The following is a 16,180-nucleotide window of genomic DNA, read 5'->3' as shown; positions in this document are numbered from 1 at the left end:
AGTCATGAGTACGGTATCGACGGAGGAACGGATCCTGTCGGTGTTAGAGGAGGACGCGCAGGCCTCCTGCGCGGAGATCGCCGACCGGGCTGACGTCTCGAAGCCGACGGTGCGGAAGTACATCGACCGCCTCGAAGAGAAGGGCGTGATCGTCGGCTACTCCGCGGAGATCGACCCGAAGAAGCTCTCGTCGCAGTCGATCGCGATGGTCGGGATGGACGTCGACTCGGGACAGTACGTGGGCGCGACCCGGAAGCTGAAGGACCTTGACGAGGTGCAGGCGCTGTACACCTCCTCCGGTGACCACATGCTGATGGCCGAAGTCCGCGCCGGCGACGGCGACGAACTCGGCGACGTCATCTCCGAGAAGCTCCTCGGCGTGGACGGCGTCACCGCGGCACATCCCTCGTTCCTCCAGGAACGGCTGAAGTAACGGCGATTCGTCTGGCGATCTCCTAGGCTCGGTCCGATCGCGGCGCGGTCACTGGAGCGCGTCCACGTCGGCGACGACGATAGACTCGTCGCCGGCCGGACCGCGACGGGTGCCGCGGTGGACGAACCCGTGTGCACTGAAAAACTCCGTGGCGCCGGGGCTGTCGGCGGGGACGCTCGCGCGAAGAGTCTCCACGCCGCAGTCGGTCACCGAAGACGCGACGCGGGCGAGCAGCTCGCCCGCGACGCCCTCGCCCGCGTGGTTCGGGTGGACCCACAGCGCGAGCAGTTCGGCCTCGTGGTCGCCGTCGTCTCCGTGCTCGTCGGTCGACGTCTCCGCGTCGGGATGAGCGATGGCGACCCCCACCGGTCCGTCCTCGTCCTCCATCAGGAACGACCACTCTGCCTCTGCGGCGGCCTCGCGGACGCCGGCAGCGGACACGTCGAGAAGAGGGGCTCCGATGTCGTCGAAGACGGTCGCCTCGCGGGCTCGCGAGACGGCCGTTCGTAGCGCCTCCGCGTCGTCGGGCCGAGCCGCCCGGACATGCATATACGACCGTGCGTGAAGAAGTCACCTATAGGTTTCGGGACGACAACGTTTCGCAGGGTATCGAGATCGGGAATAGTAAGAACGATCAGTTACGCGACGGTTCGGCGTATGACGATCTCCTGAGTACACGGATCGCCGAACGTTCTCTCGCGACGGTCCCGATCAGGTCGTCACGCGACCGGTTCGATCCCGATCGTGACCGCGACGCCCTCAACCTCCCACTCCTCGACGAGGCCGCCCTCGGCGTCCGCGGCGTCGCTCGGGCCGTCGAGCCACGCGTCGGCGCGCACCTCGCCGGCGATCAGGTCGGCGTGGTCGTCGACGAACGCGGCGATCCGGTCGTCGTCGACCGCGACGCCGACGCGGATCCGGGCCTCCACGTCCAGGTCGAGTTCCTTGCGCATCTCCTGGATCCGGCGGATCACGTCGCGGGCGTACCCCTCGGACTCGATCTCGGGAGTCAGCGAGGTGTCGACGTAGACGGCGCCGCCGTCGAAGTCGGCGCCGGAGACGTGTTCCGGCGGCTCGGCGACGTACTCGACCATCTCGTCGTCGAGGTCGACGGGCTCGCCGTCGACGGTCACCTCGCCGCCCTCGACCGCGGCGCGGGTCGCGCCCTGTACCGCCTCCATCACCTTCTGGGCGTCGGCGCCGAAGGCGGGGCCGATCGCGCCCATCTGCGGCTCGGCGGTCTCGACCAGCTCGTCGAACGCGCCGGTGACGGTCACCGCTCGGGCGTTGACGCGCTCGGCGATCAGCTCCGAGAGCCGTTCGACCGCGGCGGTCACGTCCTCGTCGTCGCTCTCGACGATCACGCGCGGCACGGGCCAGCGGAGCTTGCGGCCGGCCTGCTGGCGCGCGTTCGCGGCGGCCTCCTCTACGTCGCGGAGGACGGCCACGTCGCGTTCGAGCTGGGCGTCCCGGAGGTCGTCGTCGGGCTCGGGGTAGTCGAGCTGGTGGACGGTCGTGGCCTCGCCGTCGAGCGTCTGGTACATGCGCTCGGTCATGTACGGCGCGATCGGCGCGAGCAGCCGGGTCGTCTCGTCGAGGACGGTCGCGAGCGTCGCGTAGGCGCCGCGCTTCGAGGCGGAGTCGGCCTCCTCCCACATGCGGTCGCGGACCGCCTTCACGTAGAAGCGGGACACGTCCTGCGTGACGAACTCGATCACTGCGTTGACGGCGTCGCTGACGCGGTAGTCGGCCCACGCCTCCTCGACCTCGGTCTCGACGGACTGGAGCCGCGAGAGCACCCACTCGTCGACGAGCTCGAGCTCGCCGTCCGAGAGGTCGGCGTCGGCGGGGTCGTAGCCGTCGAGGTCCATGTACTCCAGCGGGAAGCGGAACACGTTCCAGAGGATGTTGAGCTTCCCCTGCAGCTCGCCGAGCCCGTCCCACTCGAACGCGAGGTCGACGCCCTGCTGGTCGTGGCTGAGCAGGTAGGTGCGGAGCGGGTCGCGGCCGGCGCGCTCGATCGCCTCCTCCGGCGTGACGATGTTGCCGACGGACTTGGACATCTTGCGGCCGTCCTCGTCGTTGGCGAACCCGTGCATGAGGACCTCCTCGTAGGGGACTTGGTCCACCGCGGCGGTTCCCATCCCGAGCTGCGACCAGAACCAGCCTCGAGTCTGGTCGTGCGCCTCGACGATGAAGTCGGCGGGCCACAGCTCGTCGTGGGCCGCCTCGTCGCTCGGGTACCCGAGCGTGCCCCACGAGGCGACCGACGAGTCGAGCCACACGTCGAACACGTCCTCGACGCGGCGGTACGTGGTTCCGTCCTCGACGACCGTCAGGTCGTCGACGGAAGGGCGGTGGAGGTCGATCGTCTCGGGATCGACGTCCTCCTCGACGCGCTCGGCGAGTTCCTCTCGGGTGCCGATCACGATCATGTCCTCGTCGAGGCTGCTTCCGTCCGCGTCCTCCGGCACCCAGATCGGGATCGGGATCCCCCAGTAGCGCTGGCGGGAGACGTTCCAGTCGGGCGCGTCCTCGATGAAGTCGCGGAAGCGGTTGTCTCGGGCCCACTGCGGGTGCCACTCGGACTCCGCCATGTTCTCGAGGAGGTCCTCTTTCACGTCCGTGATCGAGATGAACCACTGGTCGGTGACCAACTGGATGATCCCGGTGTCACACCGCCAACAGTGACCGTAGCTGTGCTCGACGGTGCCGTGCGCGAGCATGTGGCCGTCGGCGACCAGGTCGTCGATAATGTCGTCGTTGGCGTCGCGCACGAACTGGCCGGCGTACTCCCCGGCGGCCTCGGAGAACTCGCCGTTGGGGCCGACCGGGCAGTAGATGTCGAGTCCGAGTTCGGTGCCGCGGTGGAAGTCCTCCTCACCGTGACCCGGCGCGGAGTGGACCAGCCCGGTGCGGTCGGCCTCCACGTAGTCGGCGGCGTACACCTGTCCGGCGCCCTCGAAGTCGGGGTACTCGGCGACGCGGCCGGCGAGCGGGTGGTCGTACGCCCAGCCGACGAGCTCTTCGCCGGTGAGTTCGGCCTCGACCTCGTACTCCTCGTAGCGGCCTTCCTGCAGCACGTCCTCGACACACTCCGCGGCGACGTAGAGCACCTCCTCCTCGCCGTCTCTCTCGGCGCGGACCGCGTTGTAGGTGAGCTCCTCGTCGACGGCGACGAAGGTGTTCGCGGGGATGGTCCACGGCGTCGTCGTCCAGATGACGAGGCTCCCCTCGCGGTCGGCGAGCGGGAACTTCACGTAGATGGAGGGGTCCTCGACGTCCTCGTACTCGACCTCGTTGTTGGCGAGCCCGGTCTCGCAGCGCGGGCACTGCGAGATGGACCGTTTCCCCTGCTCGACGAGCCCGTTATCGGCGACGTTCGAGAAGGCCCACCACGCGGCCTCCATGTACTCGGGATCGATCGTCTCGTAGGGGTTCTCCCAGTCCATCCACACGCCGATCGACTGGAAGTCCTCGTCCATCGCCGCCCGGTTGCGCAGGGCGAACTCCTTGCACTTCTCGATGAACGACTCCATCCCGTACTCCTCGATGTCGCGCTTGTTCTCGAAGCCGAGCTCCTCCTCGACTTTCACCTCGATCGGGAGCCCGTGCATGTCGTAGCCCGGCCGGTCGGTGACGCGGTGGCCGGTCATCCGCTTGTGGCGGATGATCGCGTCCTTCAGCGTCTTGTTCCACGCCGTACCGAGGTGCATCTGTCCGGAGGTGTACGGCGGGCCATCCACGAAGAAGAAGGGCGGGTCGTCGGCGTGCGCCTCCTTCGCCGCCTCGTAGGCGTCGTGGTCGTCCCAGTATTCGTCGACCCCGGACTCGACGTCCGCGGGCGTGTACTGGTCGTCGATCTCGTCCATATCCGTTGGTCTCCGCGCGCGTATTTGAATACGGCGGAGTCGGAGCTACGGGACGGCAACGGACTCGGAGCGACGGGAGGCGGAGTTACCGGAGGTCGATGAGCCCGGGTGCGACGCTGAGCACCACGAGCAGACACGTCAACACGAGGATCGCGAGGACGCGGAGGACGCCGGCGGCGACTCGGCGATCGCCCGGGAGCGACTCGGCGAGGCCGGACAGCGCGGTTCCGGCGATCATGAACAGGAGCCATTCGGCCCCCGTCGAACCGGCGTGGCGCACGGCGTAGAGGTAGAGGCACGCGAACGCGAGCGCCGCGACGAACATCACGGTCGCGTGGCGGCGACCGGACGGTTCACTGAACAGGCCCGCAGCGAGTCGGGAGGGCATCGGGTACGAGTTCTCCTCGGCCGTCATAAGTGTCGGGTCGAGATCGGGACGGAACACAGCGTTTCCGAGCGCTGTGAATATCCTTACAGCTCCAGCCGGCGGTCTGAACCCCTGCTCGCAACGGCGCAGCGACCCCCTCCAAAACCTCGCCCTCGTCTCCGCCGGCTGCCAGAGGCACTTTGCGCCTCGCTCGCTTATGAGCGATCGGCGCGACCGCCCTCCCGAATCGGTTCGCGGACCGCCGCTGCCGCCACGCTTTAGAAATCGCGGCCGAGACGTGCGAACATGGACTACCGACGGCTCGGCAACACGGGACTCAGCGTCTCCGAGCTCTGCTTCGGGACGTGGCGCTTCGGGCGGGAGACGAACGGCGTCGTCGAGACGGGTCGCGAGGAAGCCCACGAACTCCTCGACGCGGCGGCGGACCACGGGATCAACTTCATCGACACCGCCAACGTGTACGGGTCGCCGCACGGGACGAGCGAGGAGTACATCGGCGAGTGGCTCGCGGAGCGCGAGCGCGAGGACTACGTGATCGCCTCGAAAGTGTACTTCCCGTTCGACGGGCGCGGCGAGCCCGGCCCCAACGACTCGGGACTGGGGCGTAAGCACATCCGCGCGCAGGTCGAGGGGACGCTCGACCGACTCGACACCGACTACCTCGATATCTACTACATCCACCGCTGGGACGAGGAGACTCCGATCGAGGAGACGATGCGCGTCCTCGACGAGTTGGTCTCGGAGGGGAAGGTCCACCACCTCGGCGCGTCGACGATGGCGGCGTGGCAGCTGACGAAGGCGCTGTGGACCGCCGACGCGAACGACTACGCCGGCTTCGACGTGGTCCAGCCGCTCCACCACGCGGGCTACTACGAGGACGTGAAGGGGTACCTCGACGTGTGCGCCGATCAGGACTTGGCCGTCTGCCCGTACTCCCCGCTTGCGGGCGGGTTCCTCACCGGGAAGTACGAGCGCGCCGACCCGGACGACCCCGAGCAGGTGATCGCGCCGGACGGGTCGCGGGCGAGCTTCGACGACCGGTTCGAGCGCTTCTACCTCTCCGAGCGCGGCTGGAAGGTGCTCGACGCGGTCCGCGAGGTCGCCGACGAGCTCGACGCGACGCCCGCGCAGGTCGCGCTCGCGTGGCTCACCGAGTGGGACGAGTTCACCTGCGTCCCCATCGTCGGCGCGCGCACGACCGACCAGCTCGACGAGAACGTCGCCGCGGCCGACCTCGCGCTTTCCGACGCGCAGTGGGACCGGATCATGGACGCGCGGTACGACTCGGACGGGAACCTCTGGGGCCACTGAGGGCCAAAAATACGACGAACTCTCCCCGCTACGCCTCGAAGTCGGGAAGGTCGTCGGGCGCCTCGAACTCGGCCTCCCAGTCGATATACTCCTCTTTCAGCGTCTCACAGACGATCTGACCCAGCTCCGTGAGCCCCGCGTTGATCGCGGAGACGGTGCCCCACGAGTCGAGGTCGGGGTGGAGGTCTCGCTCCTTCCAGTCCTCGGGGAGCCCGGGCGCGTGGTAGCCGACGCGGTCGGCGAAGTCGTCCCAGAAGAAGTCGAACCGAGAGACGAGACCGAGGTCGACGGCGATCCTCCAGTCTTCCTCGTCCATGTCGCTGCCGGCGGCCCACTCCGCGAACGCCTCCTCCCACGCGCCCTCGCGCAGGAACGCCTCCAGGTCGTCGCGGCGGTACTCGCCGCCGGCGACCTCCGCGTCCTCGTATTCGTTGGGATCGACGGCGGCGAGTTCGGGCGGCTCCGGCGGGTCGACGTCGAGGGTCATACGCCACCCTCCGCGCCGGCGACCCAAAACGCTACGGGAGCGCGCCGGCGATCGGCGCGCCGCTCGACATCGATCCGCCGCTCGACATCGATCCGGGCCTTTTACCGCGCTGCCGGCCCGACGAGTTCGCATGAACCTCCGCGCCGTCACGCGCCGGATCGGGATCGCCGCCGGCGTCGTCACCGCGCTCGCGCTCGCCGCGCCGTACGTGATCCTGTCGGGGGGAGCGTACGCGTCACAGCTCGCCGACTACTACGCTTCGGGCGTCGTCGGCGCCGCCGGAATCGCGCTGTTCGCGCTGCTCAGCGCGGTCGTCATCGCCTCCGTCGAACGCGGCAACCTCGATCCCGGATCCCTTGCGGGCGCCGCGGTTGTCCTCGGCCTCGCGACGACCCTGAGCGCGGCGGCGTGGGCGCTGGCGATCGAACCGAGCCCGATGTTCCGCGACAACCTCTGGCTAGTGTGGCACCCGCGAGTCGTCGTCGCGCTCTCCGTCCTCGTTCCGGCATCCGCCGCGGCGTACGCCCGGAACCTCCTGGCGTAGCCTTGGTCCCGATCCCGCCGGTCGCGATCTCGACCGGCTCTCCGCCGAACGAAAGGCCCTTAAGGTGGTGTCGTGTACCGCGAAGTGGACTAGGTCGGGCGGTTAGGCCCCGCTCGTCACCCGTGAGGTAGTCTTTAGCGGGGACCGAACAGCGGGCGCGTCCGGTCAGACCGGTGCGGGCCCCGAGAGCCAACGTGGAAGCCTCGTCCGCCGGGGACAGCGGTCCGCGACGCCCGCTCGCAGGAGCGGTCCGTCGCGGTTCGTCGGCGACACTGGGTCAGGCGCGGAAGCGAGCAGCCCACCGCCGGACGCCCGTCGCTCGTCGGGTCGCGGGGTGGAGAAGGCAACCGGGATACCCCGCGCCGGAACGCCGGGCCACCCCGCCTGTCCGCCATTCATACGTCGTTTATAAGTGATCGAGTGGTGTTGCTGTCGGCTGTTTGTACGTAGTTGCTGGTGGATCGACGGCGAACTCCTCCAAAGCTCCAGCCGCTTACTTATAAATCGTTGCCGACGGATCGTCGGCGAACACCGCCAAAGCCCCAGTTGTCGAGGCGGGGGCACGCTCGCTGCGCTCCTCACTCAGTCGCTAGCGCTCCTTCGCTGCGGTGCTTACGTCGCCTGCCCCCGCCTCGACGACTGCCCCTTTGAGTCCCACCCGACCGCACAGCACCGCTGGAAGACGGTCCTGCTCGCTCACTCCGTTCGCTGCGCGGGGTGCAACTTCTGTGCTCCCGCTCGCTCCCTTCAGTCGCTCGCGGGACCGCAGCCTCACGCCTCCCCAGCCTCGTCGGCGCGGCGCTTAAAAGCGCCGCGCCGACTCCCTCGCGCGGGCGTCGCCGGCGGCGAAGCCGCCGGCTGCCAGAGGGACCGAAGGTCCCTCGCGGTTCGCGCCCTCCGGGCGCTCACCGGCGCGCGCCACCGACTCGTTTATTTATAAGCAATCGTCGCGGTCGCTCATTTCTTTTAAATGCCGGATCGCCACGATCGATCTGACACACATACTCTCGCTGTCGATCACGAAGCAAGTTTATCGACCGGTGTTTCGGACTGAGAGATCGCTGGACAAGCAGGTTGTGACAGAGTTGTTCCGAAGCCGATAGCGACCGGACCGTTCTGGCCGATATCACCGGCCCGAGGCGTCAGCTTCGTCGCTCTCGCGTACAGCGTCGAGCAGGTCGTCATCGCGGACTGTGTCGTCGACGCGCACAATCCGGTCGCTCGCGTCTAGAACGGCCTTGTTCGATCCGAGCTCGTCGCCGGCTCGTCCCGCCTTCCCGACTGCGACCGTCACGTCGGCCTCCCGGGCGAGCGCGACCGCCTCGTCCCGTCGCTCGGGGGGGACCGCCGCGAACGGCGGCGCCGTCACCGCCCTCGCGTCAGCGTCGGCGGCGACGCCCGCGGCCGCGTCCCCCTCGGGGACGACGCCGACGGAGACGGCGTGGCCCGCGGCGGCCAGTCGGGCGACGGCTCGCCCCGCCGGTCGACCACTTCCGACGACGTGAACGCGGCGCGGGTTTGGCGGATCCTTCCCAGCGGTCCCGTCGAACGCGGTGACAGTCGGTGTCCCCGTCGCCGGGCTCTCGCCGACGAACGCCTCGGCGTCGAACGCATCCCGGAGCGCGTCCGCCGTCAACACCTCTGCGGGCGGGCCGACCGCCCGGACGCCGCCGTTCGCGAGGAGGACGATCCGGTCGCAGTACCGCGCGGCCATGTCGAGGTCGTGGATCGCCGCGAGCGCGGCGCGCCCGTCGTCGACGAGGTCCCTGACGAGTTCGAGGGTCCGGACCGCGTGGTTCACGTCGAGGCTCGCCGTCGGCTCGTCGAGCAGCAGCGACGGGGTCTCCTGTGCCAGCGCCCGCGCCAGCAGGACTCGCTGACGTTCGCCGCCGGAGACCTCCGTGATCGCCCGGTCGGCGAAGCGCGCGACGCCCGCGGCCTCAATGGCCTCGCGGACCGCGCGCTCGTCGTCGGGCCCGTGGCCGTCGAACCGGCCGAGGTGCGGCGTCCGTCCCATCTCGACGATCTGCCGGACTCGGAAGTCGAACGCGAGGCTCGTCTCCTGCGGGACGCTGGCGACCCGCCGTCCGGCCTCGCGCGCGGACAGCGAGTCGGTGGGGTCGCCGTCGAGCTGAACCTCGCCGGCGTCGGGCGAGAGCGTCCCCTTGATCGCTCGGAGGACCGTCGTCTTCCCCGCGCCGTTCGGCCCGACGAGCCCCGTGAGCGACCCGCGCTCGACGCGGAAGTCGACCCCCGAGACGACCGGCACGTCGCCGAACGAGACCGAGAGGTCGCTGACCTCGATCGGCGGGGTCTCGTCGTCGACGGCCGAGCGCGATTCTGGCTCGTCGACGGTGGAGGGCTCCGAGTCGTCGACGACGGACGATTCGGCGGTCACAGCTCGTGCACCTCCCGCGTCACGAGCAGGTAGACGAAGAAGGGCGCGCCCACGGCGGCGGTGACGATCCCGACAGGGAGCTCCGTGCTCCCGGCCCGCGCGACCGTGTCGGCGGCGACGAGGAACGACCCGCCCGCGAGCGCGGCGCTCGGGAGCAGGACGCGGTGGTCGGGCCCGACGACCAGCCGGAGCATGTGCGGGACGATCAGCCCGACGAAGCCGATGACCCCCGCGAAGGCGACGCCCGCGGCCGTGATCAGCGCCGAGGCGGCGAGCAGGATCCGCTTCGTGCGCTCGACCGCGATCCCGAGCCCCTGCGCTTCCTCCTCGCCGAGGAGCATGACGTTGAGATCGCGGGCGTACACCAGCAGGACCGCGAACAGCGGCGGGACGACGACCGCGGTGACGGCGACGTCGCTCCACGCGGCGCCCGAGAGGTGACCCATCAGCCACGCGACGATCCGACGGAGCGACTCGCCGGCCTGCAGCTGGAGGTACGAGATGACCGCGCCGAGGAACGTCTGGATAGCGACGCCGGCGAGGAGCAGGGTCGCCACCGGGGTCCGCCCGTGTCGCGTCGCGATGGCGTACACGCCGAAGGCGGCGGCGAGCGCTCCGACGAACGCGAAGAGGCTCACCCCGGCGCCGTGCGAGACCCCCACGTCGACCGCACCCACGACCGGGAGCGCCAGCTTCGTCGACAGCGCGACGGGGAAGACGATGAACGCGACCGCGCCGGCCGCCGCGCCCGAGGAGACGCCGATGATCGACGGGTCCGCCATCGGGTTGCGGAAGAATCCCTGCATCACCGTGCCGGCGGCGGCGAGCGCGAATCCAACGAGCGCGGCCATGAGGATCCGCGGGAGCCGGACGCCGACGACGATCTGCTGGTGAACGCGGTCGACGGGGAACGCGAACGGTGACCGATACGCGAGGTCGACGCTCGGGAGCGTGAGCGGCCCGATCCCGTGCGATGTCGTCTCGATCCCGGCCGGGACGACGAGCGCGTTCAGCACCGCTTTCACCACCTCCGCGGGCGGAATACGGATGGGCCCGATCGCGGCGCTCGCGACCACTACGAGAGCTAGAACGGCCGCTAGCGCCGCAGACCACCCCACTGACCGGCCCCAGGCACTCATTCGTATTCCAACAAAACTTGTAGTAGGTAAGTACTTATTGAACGAGCGCCGTCGTCGATGGGATGCGAGACAGGCATGTCATCGCGGTAGCCCTGCTCGTGACGACCGCTCTCGTGGGCGGCGTCGCGGGTCCGGTCGCGGGCGCACAGCCGACGACGGAGACGACACCGGAGCCGACGCCGACCGCCCACGCGGTCGACGAGCCGGGCGTTCAACAGACGGACGACGGAGACGCCGACACCTGCGGATTCCCCGTCGAACTGACGGACGCCACGGGAACGGCGGTCACGCTCGACGAGCGCCCCGAGCGGATCACGACGATCAACCCCTCGGCCGCGCAGACCCTCTGGGAGATCGGCGCGCAGGATCGCGTCGTCGGCGTGACGCAGTACGCCGCGTACCTCGACGGCGCGGACGAGAAGACGGACGTCTCCGCGGAGGGAGTGGGCGTCAGCGTCGAGCGCGTCGTGAACACCGATCCCGACCTCGTGCTCGCGCCGAACGCGTCGGCCGATCAGGTCGCGGACCTCCGCGAGCAGGGCCTCACGGTGTACCACTTCCCCGCTGCGACCTCGGTCGACGACATCGCGGAGAAGACGGAGACCACCGGTCGTCTCGTCGGTAACTGCGAGGCCGCCGCCGAGACGAACGCGGAGATGAACGAGGCGGTCGCGGACGCCGAGAGCCGGACCGCCGACCTCGACCGCCCGAACGCGCTGTACCCGCTCGGCGACGGCTTCGTCGCCGCGAACAACACGTTCATCAACGAGATCATGGAGATCGGCGGCGTGAACAACGTCGCCGCCGCGGAGGGCGACGGCTATCCGCAACTCTCGAACGAGGTCATCCTCCAAACCGACCCCGAACTGATCCTCGTCACCGACCCCGAGGCGCCGATCCTCGACGAGGAGCCGTACGCCAGCACGACCGCCGGGGTCGAGGGGAACTACGTCGTCATGGAGGTGAACTATCTTAACCAGCCGGCCCCGCGGAGCGTGATCGAGTCGACGGAGACGCTCGCGACCGCGGTCGAGGAGCTGCAGACGGAAGGTGAAGGGGCGACGGACGGCGACGGCGACTCGCAGAGCCAAGCCCCCGGATTCGGCGTCGTCGCCGCCTTGATCGCGGCGCTCGCCGCGACGCTGATCGCACGGCGATCGTAGGAGAACTGGGACGAGACGGCGGGGTTGCAGTCGCGGCGGATCCCCCTCTCTCTCGCTACTGGTTCGCCGACCGCGCGTCGAGTGCGACTGGGATCGATCGTGAGGCCACGTCGCCCGCGAACGCCTCGCCGTCCGCCGCCAACTGTTCGAAGGTGTCGTAGTGGATCGGGACGACGAGGTCGGGGTCCATCGCCTCGGCCAGGTCCGCGGCGGCGTGGCGGTCGGAAGCGAGCCCGCCGCCGGCGATGTTCGCGAGGAATATCGAGACGTCGAGCTCCGCGAACCCGTCGAGCGCGTCGGAGTCGCCGGGCCAGAAGACTGTGCGGTCGCCGAGACCGAGCAGGAACCCGCAGCCGAACCCCGGCGGGTGGGTCACCGAGCCGTCCGGTCCGGCGTTGGGACCATCGGGATCGTTGTGCGCGGCGACCGACCAGACGGCGACCTCGCCGGCCGGGGTCGCCACGTCGACGCGCGCCTCGTCGTCGACCCGAATCACGTCGTAGTCGTCAGCGAGCGACTCGATCGACTCCACGTCGCGGTCGATCCCCGCGGGGTCGACCGCCTCGTAGATCACGAGCGTCGCGTCCTCGCGCGCGACCGACCGGATCCCGTCGGGGTCGTAGTGGTGGTCGTGGGTGACCACGACGAGGTCACCGTCGCGGGCCCAGTAATCGTCGAGGACGCCGTATCGCCCCGGATCCGTGTAGGCGACCGGACCGTCCTCGGGCTCCAGTCGCGCCGTCGCGTAGCCGAGCCACTCCACCGTGAAGTCGTCGTATCGTACCGTCATACGCCGGGTTCCGGCCGCGGACGCCTTGAGGGTGGCTATCAGCCTTCACCTTCACCGCCGGCGAGCCGCGAGACACGCTCCAGCGAGTCGGCGCCGTCGACCGACTTGTCCTCGCGCACGCCGACGAACCGCGGGAACCGCAGGGCGTAGCCCGACGAGTAGGTCGGCGAGGTCTGGATCTCCTCGTAGCCCACTTCGAGGACGACCTCGGGCCGGATTTCGATCTCGGTCCCGTCCTCGCTCACCACGTGGGGCTCCAGCCGCTCGGTCAGGTCGGCGAGCGCCTCGTCGGTGAGCCCGGTCGCGACCTTGCCGATGGTCGCGAACTCGTCGTCTCCTGTCCGCACGCCGAGCAGGAACGTCCCGAACAGCTCCGCGCGGCGCCCCTCGCCCCACTCCGCGCCGACCACCGCCGCGTCGAGCGTCTCCACGTCGGGCTTGCGCTTGAGCCAGTCGCGGCCGCGGTCGCCGGGCGTGTACGCCGCCTCGGGGTTCTTCAGCATCACGCCCTCGTGGCCCGCGTCGAGCGCGGCCGCCTCCGCGTCCTCGATCGCCGCCGGGTCGTCCGCGAACTCGACGCTCGCGGCCGCGTCCGGCAGGACCTCCACGAGTCGGTCGTGGCGCGCGCGGAGCGGCTCGTCCAGCAGGTCCTCGCCGTCCGCGTGGAGGCAGTCGAACGCGTGGAGCCGAAGCCCGACCTCCTCGCGCATCCGGTCCACGCCGTGTTTCCGCCGGAAGCGACGCAGCACCTCTTGGAACGGTAGGGGATCGCCGTCGTCGTCGACCGCGACGACCTCTCCGTCGAGGATCACCGGGACCGAGACGCGCCCCGCGACGTACTCGACGATCTCCGGGAGCGCGCCGGTCACGTCGTCCATGTTCCGCGAGTAGATCCGCGGGCCGAGATCGTCCCCTTCGCCCTCGGCGTCCGACTCCGGCACATAGTGGACCTGCACCCGGGCCCCGTCGAACTTGGTCTCGACGGCGACCTCGCCGAACGCCTCCACCGCGTCGGTCGCCGTCCCGGCCTGCGCGAGCATCGCTTGCACCGGCCGGCCGACCTCCAGCCCCTCGGCGCGCAGACCTTCGAACCCCTCATCGCGGGCGAGGACCGCGACGCGGCCGTAGTCGTTGGTCACCTGCAGCGCGCGCTCGACCGCCGCGACCGTCTCGTCGCCGGCGCGGAGGGTCGGTTCGTCGCCGTCGCGGTCGCCGTCGTCTCCCCCTTCCTTGCCGTCGCTCCCGTCCGCGAGGAACGCCTCGGCGATCGCGTCGCGGACGGCTCCCTCGCCGACGCCGAGCCGCATCTCGCCGAGCACCAGCCGGGCGAGCACCTTCGCCTCGGCGGGCTCGCACCGATTGAACAGCCCGAACAGCGCGTCGCGCTTGCGTGACTCGCTGCCGTCGCCGGCGGCGGCCGCCAGCTCGCGCAGCGCCGCGTCCACCGCGGCGACGGTGAGCCGGTCGCGTCCCTCGCCGAAGGCGGCGAGGCCGCGCTGGCCGCCGAACTCGAAGCCGGCCGCGACCGCGCCGATCTCGCCCGCCTCGGCCAGCCGCTCCTCCACGTCGGCCGCGGTCACGTTCGGACCGGCGGCGCGGGCGATCGCCTCGCGACAGAGCGCCGGCCCCACGTCGAGCGTCCGAGTGTCGTGCGCCGGGAAGACACGGCCGAGCAGAAACCGGGTGACTGTCGGGAGGTCGTCGCCCTCGGAGCGGGCGCCGTCGCCGTTCTCGCCGCCGGCGCTCCCGCCGCGATCCCGGGCCGCCGCGAGCAGGTCGGCGACGAGCCGGGTCGTCTCGATGTCGGCGGGCTCGGCCGCCAGCGCCTCCGCCCGGTCGGCGAACGCTGCGAACTCCATGCGCGGAGTCGGCGATCGCTCGGCAAAAGCGCCTCGGTACGGTCGGCGCCTCGAGATGGGCCGGCGCCCCGATACGGGTCGGTCCCGGGACCGACGAACCGCGTGCCGACCGCTCACACGCCGCCGATCGGGCGTAGGCCTTTTTACTGGCCGGGGTCGTCGACCGTCCCATGAGCACCGAGTCCGCCCTCGCCGACGGAGTTCGCGAGGCGCTCGCGGTCGACCCCGACGAGTTCGACGCCCGCGCCGAGGAGGAGGCGGAGGTCGTCAAGCAGGCGCTCCGCGACGGCGCCTTCGACAACCAGCAGTCGATCGTCGGCTTCGAGTACGAGTTCTACGCGGTCGCGGACGGGCGGTGGAGCGAGGAGTCGCGGGCGGGCGAGTACGCCCTAATGAGAGTCCCCCGCCGACTGCTGGAGCTGATGGGGTTCGAGAAGGAGCTCGGGCTCCACAACGCCGAGATGTCGACGAGCCCGCAGCCGCTCTCGGACCACGGGCTCCGGGCGCAGCTCGCGGAGGTCCGGGCGCGGCTGGAGGCCGCGGAGAACACCGCGGGCGTCGAGGGGATGCGGCTCGTCTCCGACGCCCTCTGGACCATCCCGCCGGCGGGCGAGACGGCCCGTGGATATCTCACGGACAGCGTCGACGTTGACGGAGTCACCGTCGCCGTCAACATGAGCGACGCGGTGCGGTACCACGCGATGGCGAACGCGGGCGACGACGCGAAGCGCGGGACGGTCGTTGAGGCGCCGGGGGTGTCGCTCGAGGCGGACACGGTGATGCCCGAGAGCCTCATCACCTCGGTCCAGCCGCACTATCAGGTCGCGCAGGCCGAGACCCTGCCGCGGCACTTCCGGTACGCGCTCCGGATCGCCGGTCCCCTGCTCGCGCTCGGGGTCAACTCCCCCTTCTTCCCGCCGGACCTGTACGACGACGACTGGGACGGCGAGCGCGTCCTCGCGGAGGGCGCGACGGAGAACCGGATCCACGTGTTCGAGTCGGTGCTCAACTCCCGCACCGACGAGGGGAAGGTCCGATTCCCGCGGGAGTTCCACGACGTCGAGACCGCGGTCGACCGGATCGCGGGCGACGAGACCCTGATTCCGATGCCGGAGCCCGAGGGGACCGACCGGTTCGACGACGAGTTCGCGACGTTCCGAACGAAGCACGGAAGCTACTGGCGGTGGGTCCGTCCCGTCTTCGAGGGCGCGAGCCGGTCGAGCGCCAACGCTCGGATCGAGTTCCGGCCGATCCCGGGCCAACCGACCGTCCGCGACTCGATCGCCTTCCAGGCGGCGTTCGCCGGCCTGATGCAGGCGCTCCCCCAGCGCGAACACCCCGTCATCGGGCTCGACTGGGAGACCGCCCGCGACAACTTCTACGCCGCGGTCGCCGACGGCCTCGGCGCGGAGATCGAGTGGATAGGCCTCGACGGTGAGACCACGACCGACACCGACGCGGTGTACGCGGACCTCCTCGACCACGCTGAGGCGGGCCTCCGGACCGCGGGCTGCCCCGAGGAGGAGGCCGCCGCGTGGCTCGCCCCGCTCCGGTGGCGGGTGGCGAACCGGACGACCCCGGCCAGCTGGAAGCGGGATCGGGTCCGCGGGCGCCTCGACGCCGGCGACGACTTCGAGACCGCCGTCCACGACACGCAGCGCGAGTACATCGACCGACAGGCCGAGACGCTGATCGAGGGCGGCTTCTCCGCGTGGATGAACGGCGACTGAGGCGCGGCCCGTCGCCGTTTCGGGTGCCACCGACCGCGCGCCGGCCCCGCACGGAACGAAACGAAC

The 16,180-nt window shown here is 70.2% G+C and carries 13 protein-coding genes and 1 other RNA gene; 6 read left to right on the top strand and 8 right to left on the bottom strand.

The window, feature by feature from the left end:
- Window positions 1–4 precede the first annotated feature (4 nt).
- A complete protein-coding gene (gene lrpA1, locus ACP96_RS16890; RefSeq protein WP_050024198.1) occupies window positions 5–433 on the top strand; it encodes an HTH-type transcriptional regulator LrpA1 in 429 nt (142 codons plus the stop codon).
- 48 nt (window positions 434–481) lie between these two features.
- On the opposite strand, the gene ACP96_RS16885 is transcribed toward lrpA1, so the two are convergent.
- The 3 genes from ACP96_RS16885 to ACP96_RS16875 all read right to left on the bottom strand — a co-directional run bounded on the left by ACP96_RS16885 (window position 482) and on the right by ACP96_RS16875 (window position 4,693).
- Entirely contained in the window at window positions 482–982 is a 501-nt protein-coding gene (locus ACP96_RS16885) for a GNAT family N-acetyltransferase (RefSeq protein ID WP_050024200.1), read from the bottom strand.
- Between the two features lie 170 nt (window positions 983–1,152).
- Window positions 1,153–4,305, bottom strand: coding sequence for an isoleucine--tRNA ligase (ileS, locus tag ACP96_RS16880; RefSeq protein ID WP_050034182.1), 3,153 nt, complete (start codon window positions 4,303–4,305; stop codon window positions 1,153–1,155).
- 85 nt (window positions 4,306–4,390) lie between these two features.
- The gene (locus tag ACP96_RS16875) at window positions 4,391–4,693 is read right to left on the bottom strand and encodes a hypothetical protein (RefSeq protein ID WP_050024210.1); all 303 of its coding nucleotides are present in this window, start codon (window positions 4,691–4,693) and stop codon (window positions 4,391–4,393) included.
- Window positions 4,694–4,978: 285 nt separating this feature from the next.
- Here ACP96_RS16875 and ACP96_RS16870 point away from each other — a divergent pair, with 285 nt between their 5' ends.
- Complete coding sequence (locus tag ACP96_RS16870) at window positions 4,979–6,004, top strand: aldo/keto reductase (protein WP_050034181.1); 1,026 nt, start codon at window positions 4,979–4,981, stop codon at window positions 6,002–6,004.
- A gap of 28 nt (window positions 6,005–6,032) precedes the next feature.
- Here the strand turns inward: ACP96_RS16870 and ACP96_RS16865 are convergent, their stop codons facing one another.
- Window positions 6,033–6,491 carry a hypothetical protein gene (locus ACP96_RS16865; protein ID WP_050024204.1) on the bottom strand — a complete coding sequence of 153 codons (459 nt, stop codon included), beginning with the start codon at window positions 6,489–6,491 and terminating at the stop codon, window positions 6,033–6,035.
- 130 nt (window positions 6,492–6,621) lie between these two features.
- On the opposite strand from ACP96_RS16865, the gene ACP96_RS16860 reads away from it, so the two are divergent.
- Both ACP96_RS16860 and ffs read left to right on the top strand, forming a co-directional pair.
- The gene (locus tag ACP96_RS16860; RefSeq protein ID WP_050024206.1) at window positions 6,622–7,035 is read left to right on the top strand and encodes a DUF7548 family protein; all 414 of its coding nucleotides are present in this window, start codon (window positions 6,622–6,624) and stop codon (window positions 7,033–7,035) included.
- Window positions 7,036–7,117: 82 nt separating this feature from the next.
- An RNA gene (ffs, locus tag ACP96_RS18315) (signal recognition particle sRNA) lies at window positions 7,118–7,429 on the top strand.
- A 732-nt stretch (window positions 7,430–8,161) separates the two neighbouring features.
- Here the strand turns inward: ffs and ACP96_RS16855 are convergent.
- Window positions 8,162–9,433, bottom strand: coding sequence for an ATP-binding cassette domain-containing protein (locus tag ACP96_RS16855; RefSeq protein WP_050034180.1), 1,272 nt, complete (start codon window positions 9,431–9,433; stop codon window positions 8,162–8,164).
- Window positions 9,430–10,572 (bottom strand): vitamin B12 ABC transporter permease BtuC, encoded by a 1,143-nt coding sequence (btuC, locus tag ACP96_RS16850; protein WP_050034179.1) that lies wholly within the window; start codon window positions 10,570–10,572, stop codon window positions 9,430–9,432. Before btuC ends, ACP96_RS16855 begins: the two co-directional genes overlap by 4 nt.
- A 62-nt stretch (window positions 10,573–10,634) precedes the next feature.
- Here btuC and ACP96_RS16845 point away from each other — a divergent pair, with 62 nt between their 5' ends.
- The gene (locus ACP96_RS16845; RefSeq protein ID WP_050034178.1) at window positions 10,635–11,735 is read left to right on the top strand and encodes a PGF-CTERM-anchored ABC transporter substrate-binding protein; all 1,101 of its coding nucleotides are present in this window, start codon (window positions 10,635–10,637) and stop codon (window positions 11,733–11,735) included.
- A gap of 55 nt (window positions 11,736–11,790) precedes the next feature.
- Here ACP96_RS16845 and ACP96_RS16840 read toward each other — a convergent pair whose 3' ends face one another.
- Both ACP96_RS16840 and ligA read right to left on the bottom strand, forming a co-directional pair.
- On the bottom strand, window positions 11,791–12,525 hold the full coding sequence (locus ACP96_RS16840; protein WP_050034177.1) for an MBL fold metallo-hydrolase: 735 nt from the start codon (window positions 12,523–12,525) through the stop codon (window positions 11,791–11,793).
- 38 nt (window positions 12,526–12,563) lie between these two features.
- Window positions 12,564–14,384, bottom strand: a complete 1,821-nt coding sequence (gene ligA, locus ACP96_RS16835; protein WP_050034176.1) for an ATP-dependent DNA ligase LigA — start codon at window positions 14,382–14,384, stop codon at window positions 12,564–12,566.
- Window positions 14,385–14,554: 170 nt separating this feature from the next.
- Here ligA and ACP96_RS16830 point away from each other — a divergent pair, with 170 nt between their 5' ends.
- Window positions 14,555–16,114 carry a hypothetical protein gene (locus ACP96_RS16830; protein ID WP_050034175.1) on the top strand — a complete coding sequence of 520 codons (1,560 nt, stop codon included), beginning with the start codon at window positions 14,555–14,557 and terminating at the stop codon, window positions 16,112–16,114.
- Window positions 16,115–16,180 lie beyond the last annotated feature (66 nt).

The sequence above is a fragment of the Halorubrum halophilum genome (assembly GCF_000739595.1).
Classification (GTDB): domain Archaea; phylum Halobacteriota; class Halobacteria; order Halobacteriales; family Haloferacaceae; genus Halorubrum; species Halorubrum halophilum.
The sequence above is the reverse complement of the archived record's forward strand: the minus strand, read 5'-3'. Positions and strand labels throughout refer to the sequence as shown.